Source organism: Algorimicrobium bowmanii, from assembly GCF_054031195.1.
Map to the genome: position 1 here is coordinate 2315275 of NZ_CM132929.1, position 23303 is coordinate 2338577.

General features: G+C 36.5%; 20 protein-coding genes. All 20 read right to left on the reverse strand.

The genetic code is table 11. The annotated features are described in order from the left end of the window. Positions 1-75 precede the first annotated feature (75 nt). A complete protein-coding gene (locus ACW5R3_RS10310; protein WP_456576934.1) occupies positions 76-1374 on the reverse strand; it encodes an O-antigen ligase family protein in 1299 nt (432 codons plus the stop codon). Between the two features lie 151 nt (positions 1375-1525). Continuing rightward, positions 1526-2332: a transglutaminase domain-containing protein gene (locus ACW5R3_RS10315; RefSeq protein ID WP_456576935.1), complete on the reverse strand. Its 807-nt coding sequence runs from the start codon at positions 2330-2332 to the stop codon at positions 1526-1528. A gap of 74 nt (positions 2333-2406) precedes the next feature. Beyond that, positions 2407-3531 carry a glycosyltransferase gene (locus ACW5R3_RS10320; protein WP_456576936.1) on the reverse strand — a complete coding sequence of 375 codons (1125 nt, stop codon included), beginning with the start codon at positions 3529-3531 and terminating at the stop codon, positions 2407-2409. Continuing rightward, positions 3528-4625, reverse strand: coding sequence for a glycosyltransferase family 4 protein (locus ACW5R3_RS10325; protein ID WP_456576937.1), 1098 nt, complete (start codon positions 4623-4625; stop codon positions 3528-3530). The genes ACW5R3_RS10320 and ACW5R3_RS10325 overlap by 4 nt, the downstream gene beginning before the upstream one ends. Positions 4626-4830: 205 nt before the next feature. Next, on the reverse strand, positions 4831-6147 hold the full coding sequence (locus tag ACW5R3_RS10330) for a glycosyltransferase family 2 protein (protein WP_456576938.1): 1317 nt from the start codon (positions 6145-6147) through the stop codon (positions 4831-4833). A gap of 14 nt (positions 6148-6161) precedes the next feature. After that, on the reverse strand, positions 6162-7217 hold the full coding sequence (locus ACW5R3_RS10335; protein WP_456576939.1) for a glycosyltransferase family 4 protein: 1056 nt from the start codon (positions 7215-7217) through the stop codon (positions 6162-6164). Positions 7218-7228: 11 nt separating this feature from the next. Next, positions 7229-7849, reverse strand: coding sequence for a sulfotransferase family protein (locus ACW5R3_RS10340; RefSeq protein WP_456576940.1), 621 nt, complete (start codon positions 7847-7849; stop codon positions 7229-7231). Between the two features lie 17 nt (positions 7850-7866). Beyond that, positions 7867-8910 carry an exostosin domain-containing protein gene (locus ACW5R3_RS10345; protein WP_456576941.1) on the reverse strand — a complete coding sequence of 348 codons (1044 nt, stop codon included), beginning with the start codon at positions 8908-8910 and terminating at the stop codon, positions 7867-7869. 54 nt (positions 8911-8964) lie between these two features. Then, complete coding sequence (locus tag ACW5R3_RS10350; RefSeq protein WP_456576942.1) at positions 8965-9705, reverse strand: class I SAM-dependent methyltransferase; 741 nt, start codon at positions 9703-9705, stop codon at positions 8965-8967. 107 nt (positions 9706-9812) lie between these two features. Continuing rightward, positions 9813-10982 carry a glycosyltransferase family 4 protein gene (locus ACW5R3_RS10355; protein ID WP_456576943.1) on the reverse strand — a complete coding sequence of 390 codons (1170 nt, stop codon included), beginning with the start codon at positions 10980-10982 and terminating at the stop codon, positions 9813-9815. A 65-nt stretch (positions 10983-11047) separates the two neighbouring features. Beyond that, positions 11048-12235 carry a glycosyltransferase family 4 protein gene (locus ACW5R3_RS10360; protein WP_456576944.1) on the reverse strand — a complete coding sequence of 396 codons (1188 nt, stop codon included), beginning with the start codon at positions 12233-12235 and terminating at the stop codon, positions 11048-11050. A 72-nt stretch (positions 12236-12307) separates the two neighbouring features. Further along, positions 12308-13687, reverse strand: coding sequence for an asparagine synthase-related protein (locus ACW5R3_RS10365; RefSeq protein ID WP_456576945.1), 1380 nt, complete (start codon positions 13685-13687; stop codon positions 12308-12310). A 6-nt stretch (positions 13688-13693) separates the two neighbouring features. Beyond that, positions 13694-14773 carry a glycosyltransferase gene (locus tag ACW5R3_RS10370; protein ID WP_456576946.1) on the reverse strand — a complete coding sequence of 360 codons (1080 nt, stop codon included), beginning with the start codon at positions 14771-14773 and terminating at the stop codon, positions 13694-13696. Between the two features lie 48 nt (positions 14774-14821). Then, positions 14822-15763 carry a glycosyltransferase family 2 protein gene (locus ACW5R3_RS10375; RefSeq protein ID WP_456576947.1) on the reverse strand — a complete coding sequence of 314 codons (942 nt, stop codon included), beginning with the start codon at positions 15761-15763 and terminating at the stop codon, positions 14822-14824. Positions 15764-15779: 16 nt separating this feature from the next. Then, positions 15780-17624 carry an asparagine synthase (glutamine-hydrolyzing) gene (asnB, locus tag ACW5R3_RS10380; RefSeq protein WP_456576948.1) on the reverse strand — a complete coding sequence of 615 codons (1845 nt, stop codon included), beginning with the start codon at positions 17622-17624 and terminating at the stop codon, positions 15780-15782. Between the two features lie 2 nt (positions 17625-17626). After that, positions 17627-18664, reverse strand: a complete 1038-nt coding sequence (locus tag ACW5R3_RS10385) for a glycosyltransferase family 4 protein (RefSeq protein ID WP_456576949.1) — start codon at positions 18662-18664, stop codon at positions 17627-17629. Between the two features lie 140 nt (positions 18665-18804). After that, entirely contained in the window at positions 18805-20055 is a 1251-nt protein-coding gene (locus ACW5R3_RS10390) for a glycosyltransferase (RefSeq protein WP_456576950.1), read from the reverse strand. Positions 20056-20081: 26 nt separating this feature from the next. Next, on the reverse strand, positions 20082-21062 hold the full coding sequence (locus tag ACW5R3_RS10395) for a glycosyltransferase (RefSeq protein ID WP_456576951.1): 981 nt from the start codon (positions 21060-21062) through the stop codon (positions 20082-20084). Between the two features lie 23 nt (positions 21063-21085). Next, a complete protein-coding gene (locus ACW5R3_RS10400) occupies positions 21086-21841 on the reverse strand; it encodes a sulfotransferase family protein (protein ID WP_456576952.1) in 756 nt (251 codons plus the stop codon). 51 nt (positions 21842-21892) lie between these two features. Then, a complete protein-coding gene (locus ACW5R3_RS10405) occupies positions 21893-22858 on the reverse strand; it encodes a glycosyltransferase family 2 protein (RefSeq protein ID WP_456576953.1) in 966 nt (321 codons plus the stop codon). Positions 22859-23303 lie beyond the last annotated feature (445 nt).

The following is a 23303-nucleotide window of genomic DNA, read 5'->3' on the forward strand; positions in this document are numbered from 1 at the left end:
GATTTACTAGAAGCATACCGCACCTGTATAGAAGCCGATTCCAACAAAGGGCCTAAAACCCCAATGGCTGAAATATTAGACCCCTGCTTGTTTAAGTTGTTTCCTATGTATAGGACGTTTGTCATGAGTCACGTTTAATAAGGCCAATCCATAAATAAATGCAGGCATTGCAATTCGCATGGACATATGATTAATAGTTAAAAACCAAAAAGCTAAAAAAGCATAAAAATAATAATTCCCCTTGTTGCGGGAGCGGACTTCCAAAGGCTTAAAAATAAGTATCAACAAAATAATAACACCCAACATCCCGTGTTCGGCCAACGTCCGGCTAAACTCACTGTGGGAGGTCACACCCTGCCCTTCTGTTTCTATACGCTGATCCTTAGCCCGACTGGAACCAATACCAAAAAATGGATTTTCAACAAACCCTGCTAATTCATGTTCAAACAATTCAGCACGCCCTGTGGTTAAACTAGTCTTTTCACGCCCCAAATGATCCTTATTAGCATAGCGCATATTCACCAACCCCCCTGTCTGACTAACACTTACAAACCAAGTAATCACCAAACTCATACAAAACAACCCAAACAACAAAACCAACTCATTCCGCTTACGGGTTTTGGTAGACCGGTAATAATAAAACAAGAAAATTATAATAGCCATCAGTGCTGCTAAAACCCCTCCCCGACTCATCGTGGTTACAGCCCGGAAGCCTATCATTCCCAGAATCACAGCATTTAAAACCTTTAAACCCATACTGGGTGACTTAGTAAACAAACGCACCGCCATAATAAACATCCCCAAACCTAAGACAGCAGATACCTGATTGGCACCCCAACCGCCTGCTGCAGCACGGTTAGAAGCTGTACTATCTAAAACCTCCTTTAAATCCGGCACATATAAATACAAATAAGCCAGATGAGCTATAATCGGTAGCACCATAAATAGCATTATTTGGCTCATCTGCTGATAACTAACCCGCTTATCATAACAGAATAAAGCAGCTAAGCCCAAACAAATAGGACCACTCAATACAAAGGCTATATTGGTTCTAAAATTCGCATCAAAACTCAAGGTGGTCGAGGCGACAAAAATAGAAGGAATTAAAAACATCAGATAAATAAAATACGGATACCCACGTCCGGATAAGCCCTTATAAAACATCCCTATCAATACAAAGACAATCACCAAATACTTTCCTGCTTCATAGGAAATAGCCCCCCTAGTGGTTCTAAAAAAAACCTCAGCCCCTACAAAATAGGCACAGGCCTTTAAAATCTCATAAGTACGGGCCTTATCAGAAGCGACAATGATCCGATACAAAAAATAAAATAACGCAGCAAAAAAATAGAGTTTGGCAAGGGTCTCATTCATGTAGATTAACACCCCCAAAACCGCATGAAAGCCAATAGTACTGATATATGTTATATTCGTCTTCAAATAAATCTATTATATTTTCTACTGTAAATCAATTCAAATACAGGACTAAAGTAGTCTTCTATTATAAATGCAAAGTGGCTTCGCTTTAGGAAAAGATCTTTCTATAATCATCCAAAGGAAACTTATAGTGGTAACTCTTCCCGCTAAGTAAGACCATAAAATGTATCACAAATACCGGTAGATAAGGGCGAGCCCGTTCTAAATACCAATCATAGGTTTTGTTTCGATATTCACAAATTAAAAAAGGCGTCACATCCGGGTTTAGGTAATTCTTAAGCACCTGCTTCTTTTCTATGCGTTTTCCAACTATAAAAGAATGAAAATCTACCGTTTGTCCATTTCTAGACAAGGCATAAAGTTCCAACACAGATAAGGGCTCAGCTGCCTCATTATAAAAAAGCATACCCCAAGAAGGATCAATCAATACCCATTTACCCAGTTCTTTTACAAAAACTTCATTAAACGAATGCCCCCCATTTTCCCGACTAAAAGGTGCACTGGTAGTACCCCATTCCCGAACTTGCAAATCATTAATAACACAAAAATTATTAAACACCTGTGCCACATCACTACACACCCCACCAGCACCGTAAACCAAGGTTTCCAAAGCAGCACCCGAAGGCTCACTCAACCCAGGACCTACTTTACTATTGGCTAACAACCAACCTACCAAAGTTTTAACACTTAGCAAATCCGATTCTGGCCGGCCTTCTGGAAATACTTCCAAATTAATCTGGTGGTAAATAGCCGGTATATCCGCTTTCGCATTCAAGGTATTATAAACACAATCAGCTATCCCCAAGCGGTCTGTATTTTTAGACAACAGGCGAAAACGTGTAAGGTATAAGAAAGGGTGACGTTTTAAGGTCCAGTGCAGTTTCTTAAAAATCATGAATGGATGAATAGCTTTTTATGGGTTAAAAATATCATTTTTTTGTGTAACACATCGTTTTTCAGTCAAAAAGTTCAGAGAATATCACGCTTTAGCCGTTTATTATAAAAATCGTAGCTAAAACGCGCCAATTCGGCTTCAGGCATACCTGTTAATGCTTTATAAGCAGCCCCGTCCAAATCCAATGCCCGCTTTAAACAGCTTGCCAAACTCGCCGTATCCAAACGTTTAATTAAAAACCCAGTCTGCCCATCAGTAACATAGTGACTAATAGAGGACACATCGGACACCACCGGAATACACCCAAAATTAAGGGCCTCGGCTATCACTTTTGGAAACCCTTCTGATGCCGAAGGTAACACAATAGCATGCGAACGTTTATAAATAGCATGAACAGCCGATCGGGATAAAAATCCATGAAAAATAACGGATAATCCCAAGGCTTCAGCCTGAGCCTGATAAGCCGCTAAACCTGCACCGGCACCAACCAAGTGAATATTTCCTAGTTTCTGGCGCGTTGCCACATCCAATCCGCCTAAGGTTTCTAACAATAAATCAACCCCTTTAGCTGCTTCCAAGCGGCCTACAAAACACAAATCTAACGGATAACTGCGGAGTTTAGCCTTCTGAACCGCCTGCCCCTCGGCCAAGTCTTCGGCTGTTAAACACGGGTTTTCAAAACTCAAACAATGCCTGGGCTGATCTGCCCAAAAGCCATTAATCGTTACAGGACGGCGCTGTTTTTCTAACAGCCATTTCTGAAACCGATACGCCAAGGGCGCCTGTGCCTGTTTCCAATTCCCAGCATATTTAAACCACCCCTTTTGAGAGGCAAAAAACACCAAATACGGCATCACATAAACACCAATCCCTGTAGGGGCACGAAATTGAAAATAATCAGCTGTTTTTAAAGCCGTCCGCACCTTACGGATAACCTCTACCGATGCGGTTATAAGTCGTATTTTATCAGAAAAACGAGGCCCACCAACTGCTGGTAGCGCTACAAATTCAATCCGGTCGGACACATAGGGCAAGGCACTCGGTGGTGCTTCTGTATCATGCAGCATGGCCACATGTGTAATCCTATCAAAAACTGCCAAAAGCGCATTTAATTCGGTTACGGTCGACCCCAAACCAACGAGGCTGCCGTCTGCCGTTTTATAGTGTTCTGTATGTGATATGATGGTTAACCGACTCATGACAAATAACGTATATAATGTTTAATAACAACATCCCAATCATGGGCTGCTGCCCAAGCTCTAGCTTGTGTGCGATAGCCTTCTGGGGCAGACAATAAGGTATCTACATAGTTTTTAAAAGCAGCGGCATCGGTACGGGCCACCAAATACCCCGATGCGCCTATTTTAACCGCATCGGCTATCCCGCAACCAACAGAACCTATAGCAGGAATCCCCATAGCATTGGCTTCCAAAATAGCAATACCAAAACCTTCCACATCGCCAGTCTGACTCTCCGTACTCAGCATCACAAAAACATCGGTTCCACCCAATAGGTGTTTTAACGCGGCATCAGAAACGGCACCGTGAAAACACACATGCTCCCGAACTCCCAAAGCTGTTGCTGTCTCCAAAAAAGCCGCTGCTTCTGTGGGGATACCAATACAGTGGTACATAAGTTCTGGGTAGGCTTTTACCAATTCTGGTAATAATTTTATAACCCCTAACTGCCCTTTCCGTGTACTCACACGTCCTACGGTAGTCAATACCGGATGCCCAGATAAAGAATGCGGCTTAGGAGCTGGCATAGGCCAAGATTCCAAGGTAATCCCGTTAGGAATAACAACCACAGGTTTATTTAAATGCTTAACAAAACCTGCAGTATAGGTCGAAACAGCCACAATCTTATCAAAACGCTTTAAAGCCATATCGATACTGTTCCGTAAAACAGCCGATTTAAAATTAACTTCACTCCCATGAATCACAGCCAGTTTAAAACGCTTGTAAAACAAGGAGCAAAAGCCCACATTCCAAAGTGAAAATTTCCCGGTAGCAATCACGTATTCAGCCTGCTTAAAAGCTTGTAATGTGGCAACAATGCGTTTACCGTACATCAGAAAACGCGGCTTTGAAATAGCAATCCGCTGAACCTCAAAATCCAAACCCGCATCAAAAGCAACCTCTTCCGCATTCGCCACATCCCGCTGATCCGCAATAACAGATACCGCATAGCCGTGCTTAGATAAATACAAAGCCAAATGATACGCGTGATTCCCAATCCCACCAGGCTGTGGTGGAAACTCCGAAGTCACAATAAGAAGCCGCTTATTTTCCAAATTTTATAATATATATTTTTTTTAATTCCTCCACTACTCACTATTCACTACTCACTAATCACTATTCACTTCTCCACCACTCACTATTCACTAATCATCATTCACAACTCCACTACTCACTATTCCTCCATTCACAACTCCACCACTCACTATTCACTACTCCACTACTCACCATTCACAACTCACTATTCCACTACTCACTAATTCAACTCCAAGCCCCATCCCGCAGTTTCTTACTCGCCAAATGCCAGGAACTAAACACCTGACAACAAACCACTGGTAGCAGCAACACACTAAGTAAAGCGCCAATTACCAATAAGGGTTTATTTTTTTTAAACTGATAAGGAAAAATAGAAATAGGAATGGTACGCCATAAGGCCCAACGCGCCGCTGAATTCCCATAATAAGATCTAAAATAGTACAGCACACTCGGTATCGGTCGTGGAGCAAAAAAGTTTGACGGTCTAAAAGCATCCCAGCTCCCCATTTCACGCAAGCCACCAGTACCCGCTTTAACATCAATACAACTCGCATAAGGGTTGGATATACTGCGAATACCTGCCAAATACACACGCGCACCAAACTCGCCATCGCCCATGCGCTGCTTTTCAAACTGCCTATCAAACAGCCCTACTGCTTCAAATACCGATTTATAGAGCATGGCATTACCCGTTGCAAATTGGGTAGCCATAGCAAAAAACGAACGGTCTTGAGGAATCTGAGAACCAGCAGCATAAAACACACCGGCAGACACCTGTGCATCAAAATAATCCAGACATTGTATATGGGTGCTCAACCAATCAGGAGCAATCCGCACATCATCTTCAGACAAGGCTATTAAATCCCCTTTAGCAAGTGTAACAGCCGTGTTTCTTGCCAACCACAGCGCTTTCTCCGCTTGCCGAACAACCTGGATATCTAGATCAAAAGCCTGATAAAAATCAGGCTGAAATGGTTCCGACTGATCCACGATAATAAGTTCAAAATTACGGTAATCTTGTGCCTCAAAATCACGAAGCACAGCCTCTAAATAAGCGTATCTATTTAAAGTAGGAATCACCACACTCACCAATGGGGCGGCTACTAACATATCGGATTCAAACCCGTTCCAATCCGGATACGCAATAGGCTGAATCCCTGTATTCTTAACAGCTATTTTCCCACTAGCCCACCAAGCACGAATTTCCTGTATGGGGTTATGAAAAGTTACCAAGCGCATAAGCAACACATATAATACCCAAGCCGGATGAAACTGCTTGCGTATAAAATAATAATTATCAAAAAGTGGTACCGCCTCAAAAGCCGTATAACATGGTGCATCTCCTATATATCCCGCCTGAACAGCCTGCCAAGACAAATCGTAAGCACGGGCGGTTTCCGAACGATAATGCCCATCAACAGCCAAGGTATCTAACACAGCTTTGGGTAACTCCGAAACTATAGGATAAGCACTAGCTCCTAACGCATTAAACAAGCGAAAGTAATGCGTGGGCTGTAAATATCTTAAAAACTGAAATGGCATATTAAGGTTATACTTTAAGTGTGTAATAATTCCAAAAACTGCTTATAAATAAGCTCTTTGTCAAAATTTGTATGATACATAGTTTTAAAATAGCTACTCGGCAAACCATGCCCATCAAAATAAGGTTTTAATTGCGCTATTAAATCTGCTTTAGACTGAGGATCAAAAGTAAAACCTTCTAGCTCTGTTTTATCTGTAATAAATGAAAGTGAACCAAATGCCGAAGAAACAACCACAGGGGTTCCTAAAGCAATAGCTTCAATAAAAACCAAACCAAAGGCTTCTGCTAAACTCGGTAAAACAACAACATCCATATCTTGGTAAAACAAAAGCATCTCCTCAGCAGATAAATGTCCTCTAAAAACAACCTGACCATTTAAATTTAAGGTCTTTGTTAATTGTTCTAAACCTAACTTTTCAGGACCTGTTCCCGCTATATGAAACTCAAAAGGTTGTGCTTCAAAATGAGATAAAGCGTCTAATACAATGCGTTGATTTTTATGTGTAACTAAACGTCCTGGTGTTCCTATCTTTAAAACTTGACGAGGAGGTTTCTCATTTCGTAAAAGGGAAGTCTCATTGTGTATAGAAGACCAAAATGCGAGTGCCTGAACTTTCGAGCTTTTAACATTAAAATCCTGAATTAATTCCGTTTTGGTAAGCTGTGAATTTGCTATAATTAAATCACTTAACTTCAGAAAATTACGCTTAATAAGGATATTTAAATAGGAAGCGCCTGTCTGTTCTTTCAAGGAATCAAACCAAGCTATATTCTTTTTAACCCCTAATAAACGACCGAATAATAGAGCAGGATTAACATAACTGAAATTTGAAATTACAATATCTGGCTTAACCGCTTTTATAATATCAAATACTTGCCTATAGGTTCTAAAATAACCACCTCTTTTTTTTACGGTTAACTGAACACCATTCTCATTAAGCTCATAACTACGTGATTTCAAAGAATAGTTATATACAGAATAGCCTGCTTTAACTAATAAAATAGACAACTCCTCAAAAAACTGAGATAAATAACCTTGGTTACGTGTATAAAAAAGTAGTATGGTCACCTAATATGCTATTAATATTTTTTCTTATAGTTCCAATACAAAGATCTCAAATCTCGGTATAATTTATATTTTGGTAATTGCCTTTTTTTATTATTTCTAGCATGGGGAAATTCTCTATCTGGAATGGATGAAATTTCTAAAAAATGACACAATGTATTATAATCAAAATTTTTACCCATTTCCATAATCAAGAAATTCGGTTTATCCTTAAAAAATGCTAATATAGCTGCATTAGACTTTTCATAAACTTCTAAATAACGGGACTCATATCCCTCGGCGCAGGGTACATCATATATCTTTTTATGCAACGGTATTCGAATACTTGCAAAATAAGTAACCACACTACGAATCCATTTTTGGGAATCACGAACAGTTAAAATATATTTAGCATCCGGATAAACCTCATATAATTCCTTATAAAATAAAGGCCAAGGCATGTCTTGTGCAGCGTCCCAATCCACTAAAGTTTGCTTTATATATTGTTTTAAATCGGTTGCATCGGCAATCTTCATCAAGTTCTTATCACCACCGTATACACGATACCCCAAAAACTGTAAAGCATGCTCTAGCGAGGTTGTTCCCGTTTTCTGAAAACCCAGAATAAAAACCTTAGTTTGTTTATTAACTACCATTATTTTTTACTTCTTCATTATGTGTTTAAAAAAAAACCACCTAATGTTAATTTCTCTTGCCATAAAATCCTGTTTTTTTCTAAAAGTACCGTTAATTGATTTTGATCTAACTGATTGTGAAACTCTAATAATCGTGTGGCAATATTATGCCTATCATCATAATCTACCCAAACCACATGTTCCTTCCAATTAATCACATCACTTAAAGGCAAATAACCATCTGTATGCACATATAAAGGAATACGCCCCATCATCAGTGTTTCGTAAAATCGTACAGAAAAATTCCCCGCACCACGTACACACAATACATATTGAGATTCTAAAATATTGTTATAAAACACTTCGGTGGTTGCATGAGTTAATTTATCGTGTGTGACTCCCGCCCGATATTGTTTGCGCTTTATAAATTTGGTTTCAACTGCTTTTTCATTTTCAAGTCTTTTTAACAAATTTGACCGCAAATAACTCGTAGACAAGACACTTTGGCTTTCTTGTATGCTTAAGCCACAAACCGATTTTACATTTCTATAAACTTGTTTGCTCATTTCTAAAAAAGCATTTTTTAAAGAAGATTGAGCTTGTCCACAAAAACCTACTACAGGTTTTTCTTTATAAACTGATGACAAATAAGTCGTTCCTAGATTTTTATCTCTTATATAATCAGAAATAAAACAAGGGTAGCCATCATGTCCAACATGCCCCTTAGACCTATAACCACTTTGTCTAAATACGATAACATCTTCTAATTTTGGCAATCTAACTCCAAAATCACCGGTATTAACAGACCAAATACTTTTCTGATTAGTAACGCCCTCTTTAATTAGCTTATAAGCTAAAGGCAACTGTTTGGTTCGAACGTAATAATTCCAAGACATGGTTAATATAATCACATCGGCATCAGCAATGGTATTAACTATACTAAAATCCTTTTCACTTACACCATACATTAGTTTACGATCTGTATCTGTAAAATTACCTCCTTTAATAAATGGTTTCAAGAGCGGAAATAGCTCTGAACGATAAGATGCATCATAATGGTGTACAGGGTAATATAGTTTCATAGTGATATTAACTTACATTTATAGCATCTAATTCCAACAACACTTGTTATATCGTTATTTATACCCTACAGCTACTAAATGAGCCGTCTGCTGGGCTGTTTGTTCCAATCCTTTAGATTGCTGCCTGTTCACAGCGGTACCCACCAAGGTTTTAAGCATAGATACCGGATTGAGCGTTTTTAAACTCTTTAAACTCCATACCCGATATTTACCTGTTTTCACCGCATAATGCACATCTACCGTTTTAAAGTAAGGAGCTAACAAATCATGCAATTCCTGACGGGTATAATGCCGCACATGATCGGGATTTTTATCAGGCCCTTCATTTTTTATAAAATCACCATTAGGCGTCGTTAAATAAGCCCAACCTCCCGGTTTTATAACCTCCGAAATATGTTTTACAAAGGCCGCATCGGCTTCCACATGTTCTATAACTTCTATAGACACAACGGCATCGTAACTTTCAGATGCCAATCCGGGTTGGGTCATATCATGTATAACCAAATCCGAAATATTAGAGCGCTTACCTTGTATGGTGGATAAAATATCCTGGGTAAACCCCAAATGCAAGTCGGCACGAACACCAGCTTCTTGAGGCACATCTAATAAGGTTACCGATGCTGGTAAATTAATGGTATAAGGCGATTTACGACCACCCACATCCAGTACCGAAAGCCTCGCTTGCTTTTCCGGAGTACTCTGGCTTAATAAGCGCTTAATATCATTACGTACGGTTACCAAATGCGTCGTCATCAAAGGAAAGCTCAACCAACGCATAAATTCATAAGAGGTCATGGAATCGTTTTTATCATTTTGCACTACAATAATAAGCCTTATCTATAAGATTTCCACATAGTTTCTAAAAAAGCTAATAAATTTCTAGAAACCAACTATAATCAGGACTATGAGGCTTGGTAAAACGTTACAAAAGCCGCCTGCTGTTGTTCTAAATAAAAAGTAGCTTGTACACGGGCTTGTGCACGGTGTCTTATAGCCATTTGCTGAGGTCCTGATAAATTTAAAATATCCACAAGCTGCCTGGCCAGTACCGCAGGTTGCCGCTTAGAAACCACCCAACCGGTTTTTCCATCTAAAACATTCTCGGCCAAGCCTTCCGCATCCGATACAACACAAAGCAAGCCCATGGCCTGAGCTTCTAAAACCGCATTACAAAACCCTTCTTGAATACTATACTGCACATACACATCAGACTGACTCAGTGTAGCTTTAACTGCTTCTGGCGCCATTTTTCCGGCAAATATCACAGAGGCTGAAATCCCCAATTGATGCGCCGCAAAAACAAGACGCTCACGTTCAGAGCCACTGCCAATAATAGTATATTCAAAAGCAATACCTTGCTGTTGCAGTATAGCCAAAGCCTCTAAAGTATACTCCAAGCCCTTCTTCCAGTGCAAACGGGCCACACTTACCAAACGCAAAGGCGCGCTAGCATTTACAACACAAGCAACAAGCTCCTTATTAAAAAAGGCCACATCTATAGCAGGTGGGATAACATGAATACAAGCCTTTGAAATCCCCAAGGCTATCAAATCCGCTTGCATGTCGTGAGACAACACATGATACCGAACCGCTTTCTTAAAGAGTAAATCATAACAACCTGGATGCTTTAAAGGCGATAAATACAAATCGAACCCCCTAAAGCTCACCGCCATATCGGCACCCATAGATGCCGCTACATGCTCACGACCTACAGCCAACATACCAAAACCAAAGTGCAACCAATCTACGGATGTCGAAAACAAAAAGGCATTTGTCACCAAGCGTTTAACACAGCTGAATACCGACAAGCCAGCAGCACGATCCAATGTAACATGCCGAACACTACGACGCGGATGTTTTAAAAGCACCCCGAACAACACCCAAATACTCAACACCACGCGGTACCAAACAGCACCTTTAAAAGGCCTTCCCGGAATTACCCGACATCCAAAAGCCCTTGTTGCAGGACCTGAAGCATCGGTAACAAACAAAACCACTTCAATGCCATGAGCCTGTAAACCCGCAATCTTATTTCGGAAAAACGTTTCCGAATAACCCGGTACGGCCGACAAAACAAGTCCGATACGTTTGCTATTCCTTTCTTTCATATAAACACTTAATACGCTTTTTAATAATTTTAATCCGCTTCCATAACAGACGCATAAAGCCCCAACATACCAGAAACCATATGGGATTCCAAATGTTGTTGCATAATCAACTCCTGAGCCTGATCCAAAAGCTGCTTCTGCTCCGTTTCCGATAATTCAGCCAAGGCTAAAACAGCTGCTGCTAGTGCCTTGGCTGAGCGGATAGGGACTAAAAAGCCCGTCTCATGGGGTTTAACAACCTCAGCCATACCGCCACAATCGGTACTCAATACCAATGTGCGTAAGGCCATAGCCTCCAAAACCACATTAGCAACCCCTTCTTTTACACTCGGTAAAAGCAATAAATCAGCCTCTGCTATCTGTTCCTGTACCGCATCAAAGGATCGCTGCCCCACAAGCTTAACGTGATTATCTAAGCCTAAATCGGAAATCTGATACTGGTATTCTATAGCATCCGCACCACCAATAATAGTATACTCAAAATCAAACCCTGCTGCTACTAATTGCTTACAAGCATCCAAGGCATAGCTATAACCTTTAATCCAATGCGGACGTCCTACCGATAGTATTTGAAATGTGTTTTTGCCTGGTTTTAATGGATTTGAAGCTGCTGATTTTAAAAAACTAGCTGCCAAACCACTATAAACAACCTGTATGCACGATTTTTCAGCACCATACTGTGCTGCTTCCAAACCAATGGCTTTGGACACAGCATGAAAACCGGCTACTTGCGGGAAATACTCTTCGTACATGGCGGCTAGTTGGGCATCAGCAATAGGCGAATAATTAATATGAGCGCCACGCAAACTAAGCACCAATTTCATACCAAAATCCTGAACCCAAATCCAATCGGAAACCCCTTTGGCCCATTGGACATGAAAAATATCAGGACTATACCAAAGCACTGGGTAATACTTCACCTTGCTATACCAATCTGCTTTACCGACTTGCTGTAAATAAGCATCCAAACGCTGCTTGTCACGACGCTTAAACAACCATAGTAACAACCCAAACCGAAGTAAATGCCAAAGTTTAGATAAGCGGCGTAAACGATACCCCACCACCACAACACCGGAACGCCGAGCAGGCTTACGGTTCAAAACACCAAAAAGATACACCTGATGCCCAGACTTGGATAAGCCAGCTACCAACCGCTCTATAAAAGTGGTACTACAAACCCTTCCGGAGTAAACAGCTATTTTTAAAGGTCCTTTCAATAACTTCAATTTTAAAACCTAAAGGTAAAAATCTTTAGAGAAGAGTTATAACTATTTCCAAATTTAAAGGAACTAAACCCGCCTTTGCTTAACAAATAGAGACAATGTTAATAGCATACTTAAAGGATGAGATTCCTGTACACCATTTGAATTTTTAAAGAGATCATAAGTAGCTTTCACCTGATTAAGTGAAATTAACTTAAACAAATCTTCATTTTCAAAAAGCCAATACCGTAATTTTTCATCATTCTCCTCTCCTAAAAATTGCAGCTCCCAATTTCGTTGAATATAGGGAACCGAAGATGTTAAACGCTGTAATTTATTAATTACACGATAGGGTAAGTTCCACGGACTTTTATTATAAGCGTAATTATATAAATTAAAAGGTCGTTGTGCTTCCCATGTTAATTTTGCCAATGCAGGCATTCGCATTTTAATATATTCTATCTGAATTTGTCTTCCTGCCAAATACCTTTCGGGAACGCTGCAAATAAAATCACAGATTCGCTTATCATAATAAGGCAATGTTATTGGACGTTCTGATTGAAAAACTGATAAGTTTACACTTGTCCAACGCGGTGCCCAATACAAACTCTTAAAAGCTCTTATTTGCGCATTAGCACTATTTGGTATATCAATATCTCCTAACAGTTTAGTTATTCGTTTTTTTAAATAATCTATAAAATCACCTGAAAAACCCTGCGCTTTCCAAATACTTTCAGCTAAACGTAACCCTTCTTTCTTAACTATTTTCTTCAATAAAAAATCAACTTGCTCTTCATTCGAAGCTTCGTCAGGCACTCCCATATCATCAAATAACACATCGCCCCAATGCCCTAAAGAAAACACATCGCCCATTCCTGCGTAATGTGATTTAAAAGCCATTTGTCGCGGATGCGTAAATTCAGAATAACAGTTATTTATTTCAGCTAAAGATTCTATAGAATCCCATAAATAGCCTTTTGGAACCTGAAAATCTTGAAATTGGAAATCACATATTTTGGCTATCTGTTTACTATATTTTGTTTCATCATGTCCTCCAGAAAAAGTGTAACTATAAGAATTTACCGGCATTTGCAAATATTTTAAAGCAACAGCTTGTGTTCTACTATCCAATCCTCCAGAAAGCGGGAGAATAACCTGTTTACCTAATGTTTGCTCCTTAATAATCGTTTCAAACAAATCTGCAAATTCAGATACTACCTGACTCAAAGAACGCTCTTTAGGTGTATAATGCCATTTAAAATACTTCTTTTCAGAAACAATATTTGTTCCCTTAGCATCTAACACATAATCTCTTCCGGGCTGTAACACTTTCACCCCTTTATAATAACTATCTGCTTCCAAGAAAAAACCTATAGCCGTAAAAGTACATATGGCTTTATAATCAACCTCTTGAGGTATACCAACAAAATGTTGTTCTATCGGAATAATATCGGTTGTTATATTCATATATACTTACTGCTTAACAAGTTTCAAATATAAGTCTTCATGACGCTTAATAAAAGTCTCTATGGAAAAATGTTTCACACAATAGTCACGCAAATCATTACCTAGTTTTTGTTTTTCTTCTGGAGCTAAATTATATATAGCTTCTATTTTAGTTGCTAAAGCACTGGTATCTGACAACGAAAACAACAAATCTGGAAATTCTTGGAGTACATAGGCTATCCCTGGGATATTTGATCCCAGCACAGGCACTTGCATCGCCATAGCTTCAACCAATGCCATAGGCATACCTTCCTTTTTACTGGGTATTACATACACATCGGCCTGCTCCAACAAAGGCCTAACATCTAAATGCTTACCTAAAAATGATACTTTATCCTCTAACTGCAACTCTTTAATTAATACTTGTAATTTTTGTACATAATCATTTCGCATATCACCTACAATATCTAAATGTATCGGTAAATGTTTAATTAAAGCTATAGCTTGTAAAAGCATCTCTATATTTTTTACTGCTACCAAATTAGCAACGGTAATTAACTTAAATATAGCATTATTCTTATGGGGCTTATATGTTTCTCTATTATAATACGCAGTATCCAAACCAAAAGGAATAAGTGCTTGTGCCTTTTTATTTGGAAAAAATGCTTGCATTTGTGTATTTACGGTAATAATAAAAGTACTTAAATAACTTCTTATCTTCCAATGCTTATTGCCCCAAGTCATGGCTTTTTTAGTATATACAAAAGGAATACCTACCAGCTTACAAGCTAATGCTTCTGTCCAATCGCTACTGTAATGCCAGGAATGAACTAAATCTACCTGCTCTTCTTTTAGAAAATTCTTAAAAGGCTGTACACGATTCAATAAACTATAATAAGGCCTTAATGGAACAGTAAATGGCATAAGGTATATAGGCAAGTCAAGAGCCTGTACTTCCTTAAAAAAAAGACCTCTGTCATGATTACAAACAATAGAAACTTTAAATCTACTCCTATCTAATTGCTTTACTAAATCATATACCACTTTACCACTACCTGCAGTATCAAAATTAGGAATGGTATAGAGTATATGTAGCCGTTTGGACATGTATTATTAATTTTAAGTTAATTATAAAAACACAATTTATTTTCTAATTTATATTTGTTTGGGCTTAAATAAATATCTATTAACTCGCAAAAATAAGCTTCCAGATACAATCTTGTGTTCGTATAATTTCAAAACAAGTAAACCAAGCACATAAGAATTAAAGTTAATATGTTTTTTTTCATAAAACATATCTATATTTTGTTGTACCAAGTTTATATTTTCCTTACTTCCAGAACGTTCCAAATAACGTATACACAAGAAATAATATCCTGAAACTAAAGATAATTGATGTTTATTTAAAGATTCGGTTTGCAATAATTTAGATATAAATATACGCACGGCAGCACATACTGGAATAACAAAATTTTTACGCTCTCTAATAGGTTTCGTTTTGTAATAAAAATCTATAGAGTTATCAATAACAGAATAGCTTTCACTTTGTTGCAATGCTCTTATAGATAATTCAACATCCTGCAACCTAGGTAATTCAATATGAAATCCTCCAATTTTTTTAAAAAAATCACGATTCCATAATATACAGGTTGTTTGCCATAAAAATTTTGCAGCCAAAAAATGATTTAGATAATTACCTTGAATATGTTTTTTCTTTGTTTCATTACCATTCTCATCTTGAATAGCATAATTAATAAATATAGCAAAATGAGTAAAGTCTACTTCTCTATTCGCTATAAAATGTGGTGCAATAGCATCATCGGTATCTAAAAAAATAAGAGTATCTGTTTTTGCTAAATCAGCTCCAATGTTTCTACAAACAGATGCATTAGTTTTCTTCGTATTAAGAAACAGTTGTACTTTAGAGTTCGATAAACTATCAACCCATTTTTGTACTTCTTGTTGGGTTTTTAAATCCGATTTATCATCAACTATTACCCAATTCCAAGTTGAACGCGTCTGTTTTTGTAAACAAGCGTAAACTTGCTTCAAACCATCAAAATCATTATAATGTGGTGAAATAATACTTAATGACATTTATTATTTTTAAAGATTAAATTAACTCCTGATGTATAGCCCATTTTTGCCAAGCATATATGTGCCATAACCCCCATACATCCACATTTCCTTCTTCATTATAAAAATCGTCTATTTGTTGCTTTAAAAAAAACAAATCTACATGTGCAGTTCCATAAAAAGGCTTATTTAAAACAGTATCCAAAAAATCTGCTTTAAGTTCATTTTTTAACCAAGATTTAATAGGCACAGAAAACCCTTTCTTTTCTGTATTTACCAAAGACTCTGGTATTTTTTCATAAAGACTATCTTTAAGCAATAGCTTTGGCCTATTATGATCAATAGTAAATCCTGATTTAACCTTATTACTAAAAGCAATCATTTCTTTATCTAAAAAAGGAACACGCACTTCTAAACTATGAGCCATACTAGTCATATCTACTTTTTTTAGAATACGTTGCATATGTGCGTAAAACTCATTTTTCTTTAAATATTGTAAAACACTAGGTTTCGTAAGCGGGCCTTTGTAATCATAAGAACTATAAACAGCTGCTGTAAAATTAGTTCTTGGCATAAACTGATTTATACCACTAAAATGTATTTGTTTATTTAAAATCCAATCTGAAAAACGACCAAAGACCTGTAAGCCCCAAGGTGATTTACGCTTTAATTTTCTCAATATAGGTAAGATTATTTTACGAACCCAAAGTGGATAATTAAACCAATGAGCTTGTTGTAACGAAGTTCTAAATCTTGGATACCCCCAAAATAACTCATCCCCGCCATCTCCTGATAACATAACGGTTGCATGTGCTCTTGCTTTTTGACAAATCACATAGGTTGGTATGGAACTATAATCGCCAAAGGGTTCAGGCATGGCTTTAAAATGCGCATCCACAACACCCAATAAATCTGATTCTTTTGCTGTACTAGTAACATGTGCAATTTTTAAATGAGAAGCATAAGCTTTTGCATCAGCCCTTTCATCAAACTTACCATGATTATCAATACCAAAAGTAAAGGCTTTTATTATTGGATTTTCTTCTTTTACATAAGCAGTAATTAATGAACTATCATAACCAGAACTCAAAAAAGTTCCTAACTGCACATCCGATTGCAGTTGGCGTTCTACCACTTGAGCTAAGGAATTTTTAAATGCTTCCTTAGTGTTTGGATCCGTATCTACAAGTGTTTCATGTACTTCCCAGGAATAATAATCTTCTTTTTTAACAATAGTTTTTAATGTATTATCCCACACAATCAACTCTCCAGGTTTTACTTGATAAATATCCTCAAAAACAGTATCTGGCGCATGCATATACCCTAAGCCAAAAAAACTCTTCATGGCATCAGCTCGTAAAATCTTATTTGAAAAAAATGGATGTTTAAATACCTGGTCAAATTGAGAAGAAAAAATTATTTGCGTTTCTTTAAAACCATAGTACAAAGGTTTAATTCCAGAAAAATCACGAATTAAAGTAAGCTGTTTTAAAACCGTATCCCATACAGCAATAGCAAACATACCATTAAGTTGCTTTGCTATTTCACAAATAGATACTGTATCTAATAGATGTACTAGAACTTCTGTATCTGAAGTAGAACGCAAATCAGAAGCATTTATATGGTATTTAGCCTGTAAAGCTTTATAATTATAAATTTCCCCATTAAAAACCATAGCATAACGCCCAGAAGGACTTAGCATGGGTTGCTTTCCTGCTTCACTAACATCTAATATTGCCAATCGGTTAAAACCTAATTGACAAGACTCACTTTTCCATATAGCTTGTTGATCTGGACCACGATTAATACTCAAATCTAAAAGTCCCTTAAATTCTGCTTCCCCTAATAGCTCATTGGATACTTCTCCTAAAAATCCACACATAATTAATTACATTCTTGATGTATAAAGTCTTCTGTTTGTTTAGCTATTATTTTCCAATCATAGTTTGAGGCCAATTTCCGCTGTAAACTACTTATATTTTTCAAATAATCAACATCCTCTATAAGCCTTTTAATATATGTAGCAGAATCTAAAATAGCATCTGATTCAAAAATTGGTACGCCACTGGACATAGGTATATAGTCCCTAACTGCTCCTACATTATTTACAACTAGCGGGCAACCACATGCCAAGGCCTCTAGAATAGTATTAGATGCCGTACAATCGGTTAAGGACAGTAAAACCGCCTTAGAGGTTTGATAATACGTCAACAAATCGGTGTCTGATATGGCATTTGTAAGAATTTCTACTTGCGGAAGTCCTTCATATAAATAAGCATACTCGGCACTTATTATAACTAAAAAACGAACATTAACTAATCTATTTGTCTCTTTAATTATAGCTATATTTCTTTGATGATCTCTATGAGAAACCCCTATCAAAAGAACAGTATTAACTCTCACTTTTTCTTTATCTAAAGTAAAATAATCTAAATTAATACCATGAGGTATAAACCGTATTTGGGCATTGGTATACTTTTTAAAAAAAGGAATTTGATTCCTTCCCATTACTATTATCTTATCTACACTACCCAACACACGATGCCTGTCATATTGCATGCGTTTTTCTAATTCTGTTGGTGGATGGTGAAATGTTGCTACTGTTTTTGTGGCATGTGTATTAAAAGGAAATTGTTTTAAATATTGTAAATAATAAAAATCCATATCTCCATATAAAACGTGAACTGTTTTGTGGGCTTTTATCTGTTTTAAAATTTGCCATTCTTTGGCTACTGTTTCTCCTTTATAATTTTTTAATTTAGTACGTTTCCCAAAAAAATGAGCTATTCTATAAGGCAGAAAAAATCCTTTTATTTGTATGAATGGTACACCTAAAAAATCTATCAAACATTCATATCCAGAATACGTACCATGTCTTTTCCATTCTTTTGTAAGAATATAATTTTCTCTTGATTTACTCACCCCCTTAAAACTTCTATAATTCTTGTTAAAAGTAATATTTTATGTATTAACTTACCTTAAAAACGTAAACAAATAAACGCTTGAACAACATATTACAGTTAAGTATTCCTTTTCTATAAACACGCATTAAATTTAAGGCCTTATTTAAAATCACTATAAATATCTACTAACTGTGATGCTAAAATGTCATTAGCATAACGTTGTTTCACAAAATCCTTTCCCTTATTTCCCATTTTCATTTTTAAATCACAATCAAGTATTAGCTGTTCTACCTTTTCCACAAAGCCATCTACATCTCCTTCTTTTACTACAAATCCACTTTCATTTGGTAACAAACCATATTTTACACCTCCAACATCACTTACTATTACAGGCAACTGCATGGCTTGTGCTTCTTGCACTACCAACCCCTGGGTTTCTGCTCTACCTGTATCTACATCATGTCGTCCCGGTAAAATAAAGACGTCTGCATCCGCAAAGCACTTTCTTAATGATAGTTGGGATTGAGAACCATGAAAAAACACACTTCGTTCTAAACCAAAACTTAAAACTTGATTTTTTAAACGTTCTTGCATTTCTCCAACACCAACAATATGTAAACGAACTTGCAAATAACCTTTATCATGTAATGCTTTAACCACAGAAACTGCTATATCTGGCCCTTTTAAACCAATTAATTTTCCACAAAACACCAAATCAAAAAAATCGGTTTCTTTTACTTGTAAACCTTCCTTATCAAAAAAAGAAGTATCTAACCCAACAGGTAAAATATAACAAGGTTTATTATTAGCATTAACTTGTTTTAATAAATTCTCTAAATACGGTGTATTTACAGTAAACGCATCTGCCTGCTTCCATAAATCTTCATATTTTTTATGATAAGTACATATCTGTTCTGGTGACATATCATAGCCATGAAATGTGTTTATAAGTTTTATAGCATTAGGTAAAATCCCCAAAGACTTTAACCTTGCTATTCGATTTCCGTTCATACCAAAATGGGCATGTATTAAATTAAAGTCATAAGACAACAAAAACCATTGAGACTCAAAAAAAAGCTTTAAGGTATAAGCTTCCTTTCCAAATTTAAATACATTAATAGTTTTAAAAAATAATGTCCAATTTATTTTAAAAAAATGCACATAAATCCATTTAAAAAACAAAATAAAACGTGACAACTTAGAAGTTGGTGGTTTTTTAAAATAATGTACTCTATTTAATAAATTATATTTTTTTAAGCTCTCATGTATAACTTTAGCTTCTACCTTTTGATATGCATATAATTCTACATCATAACCAGCATCCAGTAATCCGTTTATTTGATTTACAATAAAGGTCTCCGATATACTTGGAAAATATTTAACAATAAAAGCTACTTTTTTAATAGGCATACATAAAATTTTAAATAAACAAGAATTTATGGCTTCCAAGTCTTTAAAACACTCATATTGCTCCTATAATTAACATAACAGAAGAGTCTTTTATAAACATTTCTAAAATAAAGTTTAGCTACTTCCTTTTGTTCATAACTCCCTAACAATAAAGCGCCTATTTTTTTAATTGGCAACAACGGAAAACCTTTAAAAACACTTATAAAAAAGTCTAATTTATCTTGTTCTTTATTATTTAAAAGATCTTTATAAGGCCACAACATAAAAGTAGAATGTGTCATTGCTTTTCGCATTTGAGACACATAATCTAAACTTAGTCGACCTTCTGCCATAAAATGAGTAAAATACAAACGCTCATCAAACCATATTTTATAGCCTAATAAACGTAAAGCATAGCAATATTCGGTATCCCCGCCAGAACTTAACTGTTTACCTACCCTGTCACTAAGTAAATATGTAAATCCTAAGGCTTGTAGTTGCAACCAATGAACTTTACGCAATACCATACCCGCTCCATATACACAACCTTTTTTACTTGTAATATCCCCACTTTTTTTGCCTTGCCGAGACACTGCAAAATAACGTGCTTGTTGGTCAAACCATGTTGGTTTCTCTTTTTCAAAAGCAGCTTCACACCACCCCCCTAAAGCACCAATATCATCTCGTGATTCCATGATATCAAACGCTGTTTGCACATAAGTATCACAAAGCCAATTATCATCATCACACCATAAAAACAAATCGTACTTTGCTGCGCACATTCCTGCTTCTCGCGCATAAGACAACCCTGGTTTAGGCTCATCAATCACATGTAATTTAGTGGGGCAACCATAAGACTGCCATACTTTTACAGCTACTGTTTCAGTTCCATCGGTTGAGTTATTATTTACAACTATAACTTCCCATGCTAGGGTATTTAAAACTTCCTGTTTTGCTAAATGCTTTAGAGTTTCAGGTAAGAGCTTTGCGCTGTTATAACAACATACAATAATACTAATTCCAGTCATGGGTAAATAGTCGTTTTATAAAATTAAGTATGCAATAGTGAATCATTACATTTTTCATAAGCTTCTTTCGCCTTAGCCAACAATTCTTTAGGTACCTCAATAGTATCATACCCTCTTGTTGCTTTTAAAACACCAGATTTTATATTTTCTAATGGATCTCCAAACCCCTTAACACCAGTATCTTTAAAAGTATTATAGGATGCCTTTAAAGGTGTTTTTAAACCTAACCAATCTGTTATGTTTTGTAAAGTTGTTTCCGTATCCTCTATTAGGTCATCAGATTCTACAAATAAATAATCCTTTCCTAATCTGTCTGCTAGGCGTTCCATTTGAAGTAACCTATTACAGTAATAAGCTGTTACTTTTTCTACATCTGAATACCAAGCAACTCCCGTTTTAGCTCCCATATTAATAATACTTTTTATAGTAGCTTCGGGTTCTCTTAATAAGAAAAGAATTTTGGGTTGTGTTTTAGCTAAAATCTCATCAGATATCAGAGTATTATGCAACAGTTTATCTAGCAGGTATTTATTTGTAAGCTTACATTTTAAATCGGTTACCAGTTCAATTTGCATATTAATTAGTGATAACTGATTTTTATAAGAACGATGCAGCTCCTTATACCCACAAACCTCTGGGTTATTTCCTAAAATATGACACAAAACAGTTGACCTACTGCGCATATGACTCACCACAAACAAATACTCCTTTTTACCTAAAAGTATTTCTGGATTTCTGGCTATTACGGCTAGTTTTGTTAATTTAGTTTGTACTGACATTTTAATACCTATTTCCTTTAGTTATAATAAATAACATTGGTTAAATATTCGTTACTCTTTAACTTTTAAAACCGTTTGTTTTAAAAAATAATCCACCTTAAATAGTTTATAAATAATAGCACCAAAATAAAACTTTATACCTGTAATAATAGAAACATGCCATAAAAATTTACCATAGACATGTATTATAGAAAATCTATTCGCGCTTATTAGCTCTCTTACATAACGAATACTATACCTGTAGGTGGCATAAAAATAGGCTTGAAACAGAGCTTTATCTTTCTTTTGTAAAACATCCAATAGCCTGATTCTTGCTAACAAATAATTAGAATATCTTTTATCTAATGGAGCATCTCTTGTTATAGACGTATTAGAGTCTCTAATATATAGTAATACGTCATCCATGAAAACAAAATTAGCATCATTAATATGTAACGCTTGTAAAATATGAAAAAGCCACTCTTGTCCTCCTTTCAGGCTTTCATCCCATGAATAGTTATTTAAAAAACACCTATTCCATAATACTGCTCCTGTTTGCCAACGTATCTGTTGTGTTACCAATGCATCAAAAACACTTTTGGAGATAGCTTCATGTTTGGACCAATATTTATCTTTAACATCGCCAGGGAAAACATTAAAAAAAACACCAAGACATACGTTTACATTAGCATTACTCGAAAGCAATACCTCTATTTGTTTTGCAAGTTTTTCAGGAGCGAACAAGTCATCGCTATCCAACCAATTAATATACGTTCCTTTAGCCAAGGTTAACCCATAATTACGAGCTCCATTACCACCTGACAAATGATTCTCCGGTCTTTTATGATACTGGAAACGTCCGTCTTGTTCTGTATATGCCGTCACAATCTCTTTAGTTGCATCTGTAGAACCATCATCCACCACAATACACTCCCAGTTGGTATAAGTTTGTGACAGCACAGAGTCTAAAGTCTCCCCTATTAAGTGGGCACGATTATAAGTGGGTATAATTATAGACACCAATGGTGTAGCAGACATCTTTACATTTTTAATAGCTGGGCTAATATAGGGAATTTATTCTTTGATAAATGAATGATAGGTAATGAGTGAAGCGTGGTGCGTGGTGAAATCTTGGTTTAAGTTTGCTTGGCTTCGGAAATGGGTCCATTTTTAGCATATACACCCAAAGCGCTATCGAAGGAATCCCGAAGAAAACTCGAAGAAACCACCTCAAAAACGCGGCGTTCTTGTCAGGCTGTGTCTCTGTCGTTCACATTAAATCAGTAGAGTTCAGCAGAGGTCTTCTTGTTTCATAGCTGTTTAATTTCGTTCACAACACACTTTATGACATCACTAGTAATCACTACGTTTCAACCTCTTGTTTGGTAGCTTAATAGGCAGTAGCTTGAGGTATTATTAATCATAAATTTTTGAATTATGGCAACATTTGACAAAGGCATACTTGGCGGTTTTTCCGGTAAAG

Bases quoted from the DNA above. Each gene is read 5' to 3' on its own strand.
- ACW5R3_RS10390 (WP_456576950.1), bottom strand. From the start codon at position 20,055: ATGCCTATTAAAAAAGTAGCTTTTATTGTTAAATATTTTCCAAGTATA.
- ACW5R3_RS10395 (WP_456576951.1), bottom strand. From the start codon at position 21,062: ATGACTGGAATTAGTATTATTGTATGTTGTTATAACAGCGCAAAGCTC.
- ACW5R3_RS10320 (WP_456576936.1), bottom strand. From the start codon at position 3,531: ATGAGTCGGTTAACCATCATATCACATACAGAACACTATAAAACGGCA.
- ACW5R3_RS10400 (WP_456576952.1), bottom strand. From the start codon at position 21,841: ATGTCAGTACAAACTAAATTAACAAAACTAGCCGTAATAGCCAGAAAT.
- ACW5R3_RS10350 (WP_456576942.1), bottom strand. From the start codon at position 9,705: ATGACCTCTTATGAATTTATGCGTTGGTTGAGCTTTCCTTTGATGACG.
- ACW5R3_RS10365 (WP_456576945.1), bottom strand. From the start codon at position 13,687: ATGAATATAACAACCGATATTATTCCGATAGAACAACATTTTGTTGGT.
- ACW5R3_RS10330 (WP_456576938.1), bottom strand. From the start codon at position 6,147: ATGCCATTTCAGTTTTTAAGATATTTACAGCCCACGCATTACTTTCGC.
- ACW5R3_RS10370 (WP_456576946.1), bottom strand. From the start codon at position 14,773: ATGTCCAAACGGCTACATATACTCTATACCATTCCTAATTTTGATACT.
- ACW5R3_RS10375 (WP_456576947.1), bottom strand. From the start codon at position 15,763: ATGTCATTAAGTATTATTTCACCACATTATAATGATTTTGATGGTTTG.
- asnB (WP_456576948.1), bottom strand. From the start codon at position 17,624: ATGTGTGGATTTTTAGGAGAAGTATCCAATGAGCTATTAGGGGAAGCA.
- ACW5R3_RS10315 (WP_456576935.1), bottom strand. From the start codon at position 2,332: ATGATTTTTAAGAAACTGCACTGGACCTTAAAACGTCACCCTTTCTTA.
- ACW5R3_RS10405 (WP_456576953.1), bottom strand. From the start codon at position 22,858: ATGTCTGCTACACCATTGGTGTCTATAATTATACCCACTTATAATCGT.
- ACW5R3_RS10340 (WP_456576940.1), bottom strand. From the start codon at position 7,849: ATGGTAGTTAATAAACAAACTAAGGTTTTTATTCTGGGTTTTCAGAAA.
- ACW5R3_RS10310 (WP_456576934.1), bottom strand. From the start codon at position 1,374: ATGAATGAGACCCTTGCCAAACTCTATTTTTTTGCTGCGTTATTTTAT.
- ACW5R3_RS10345 (WP_456576941.1), bottom strand. From the start codon at position 8,910: ATGAAACTATATTACCCTGTACACCATTATGATGCATCTTATCGTTCA.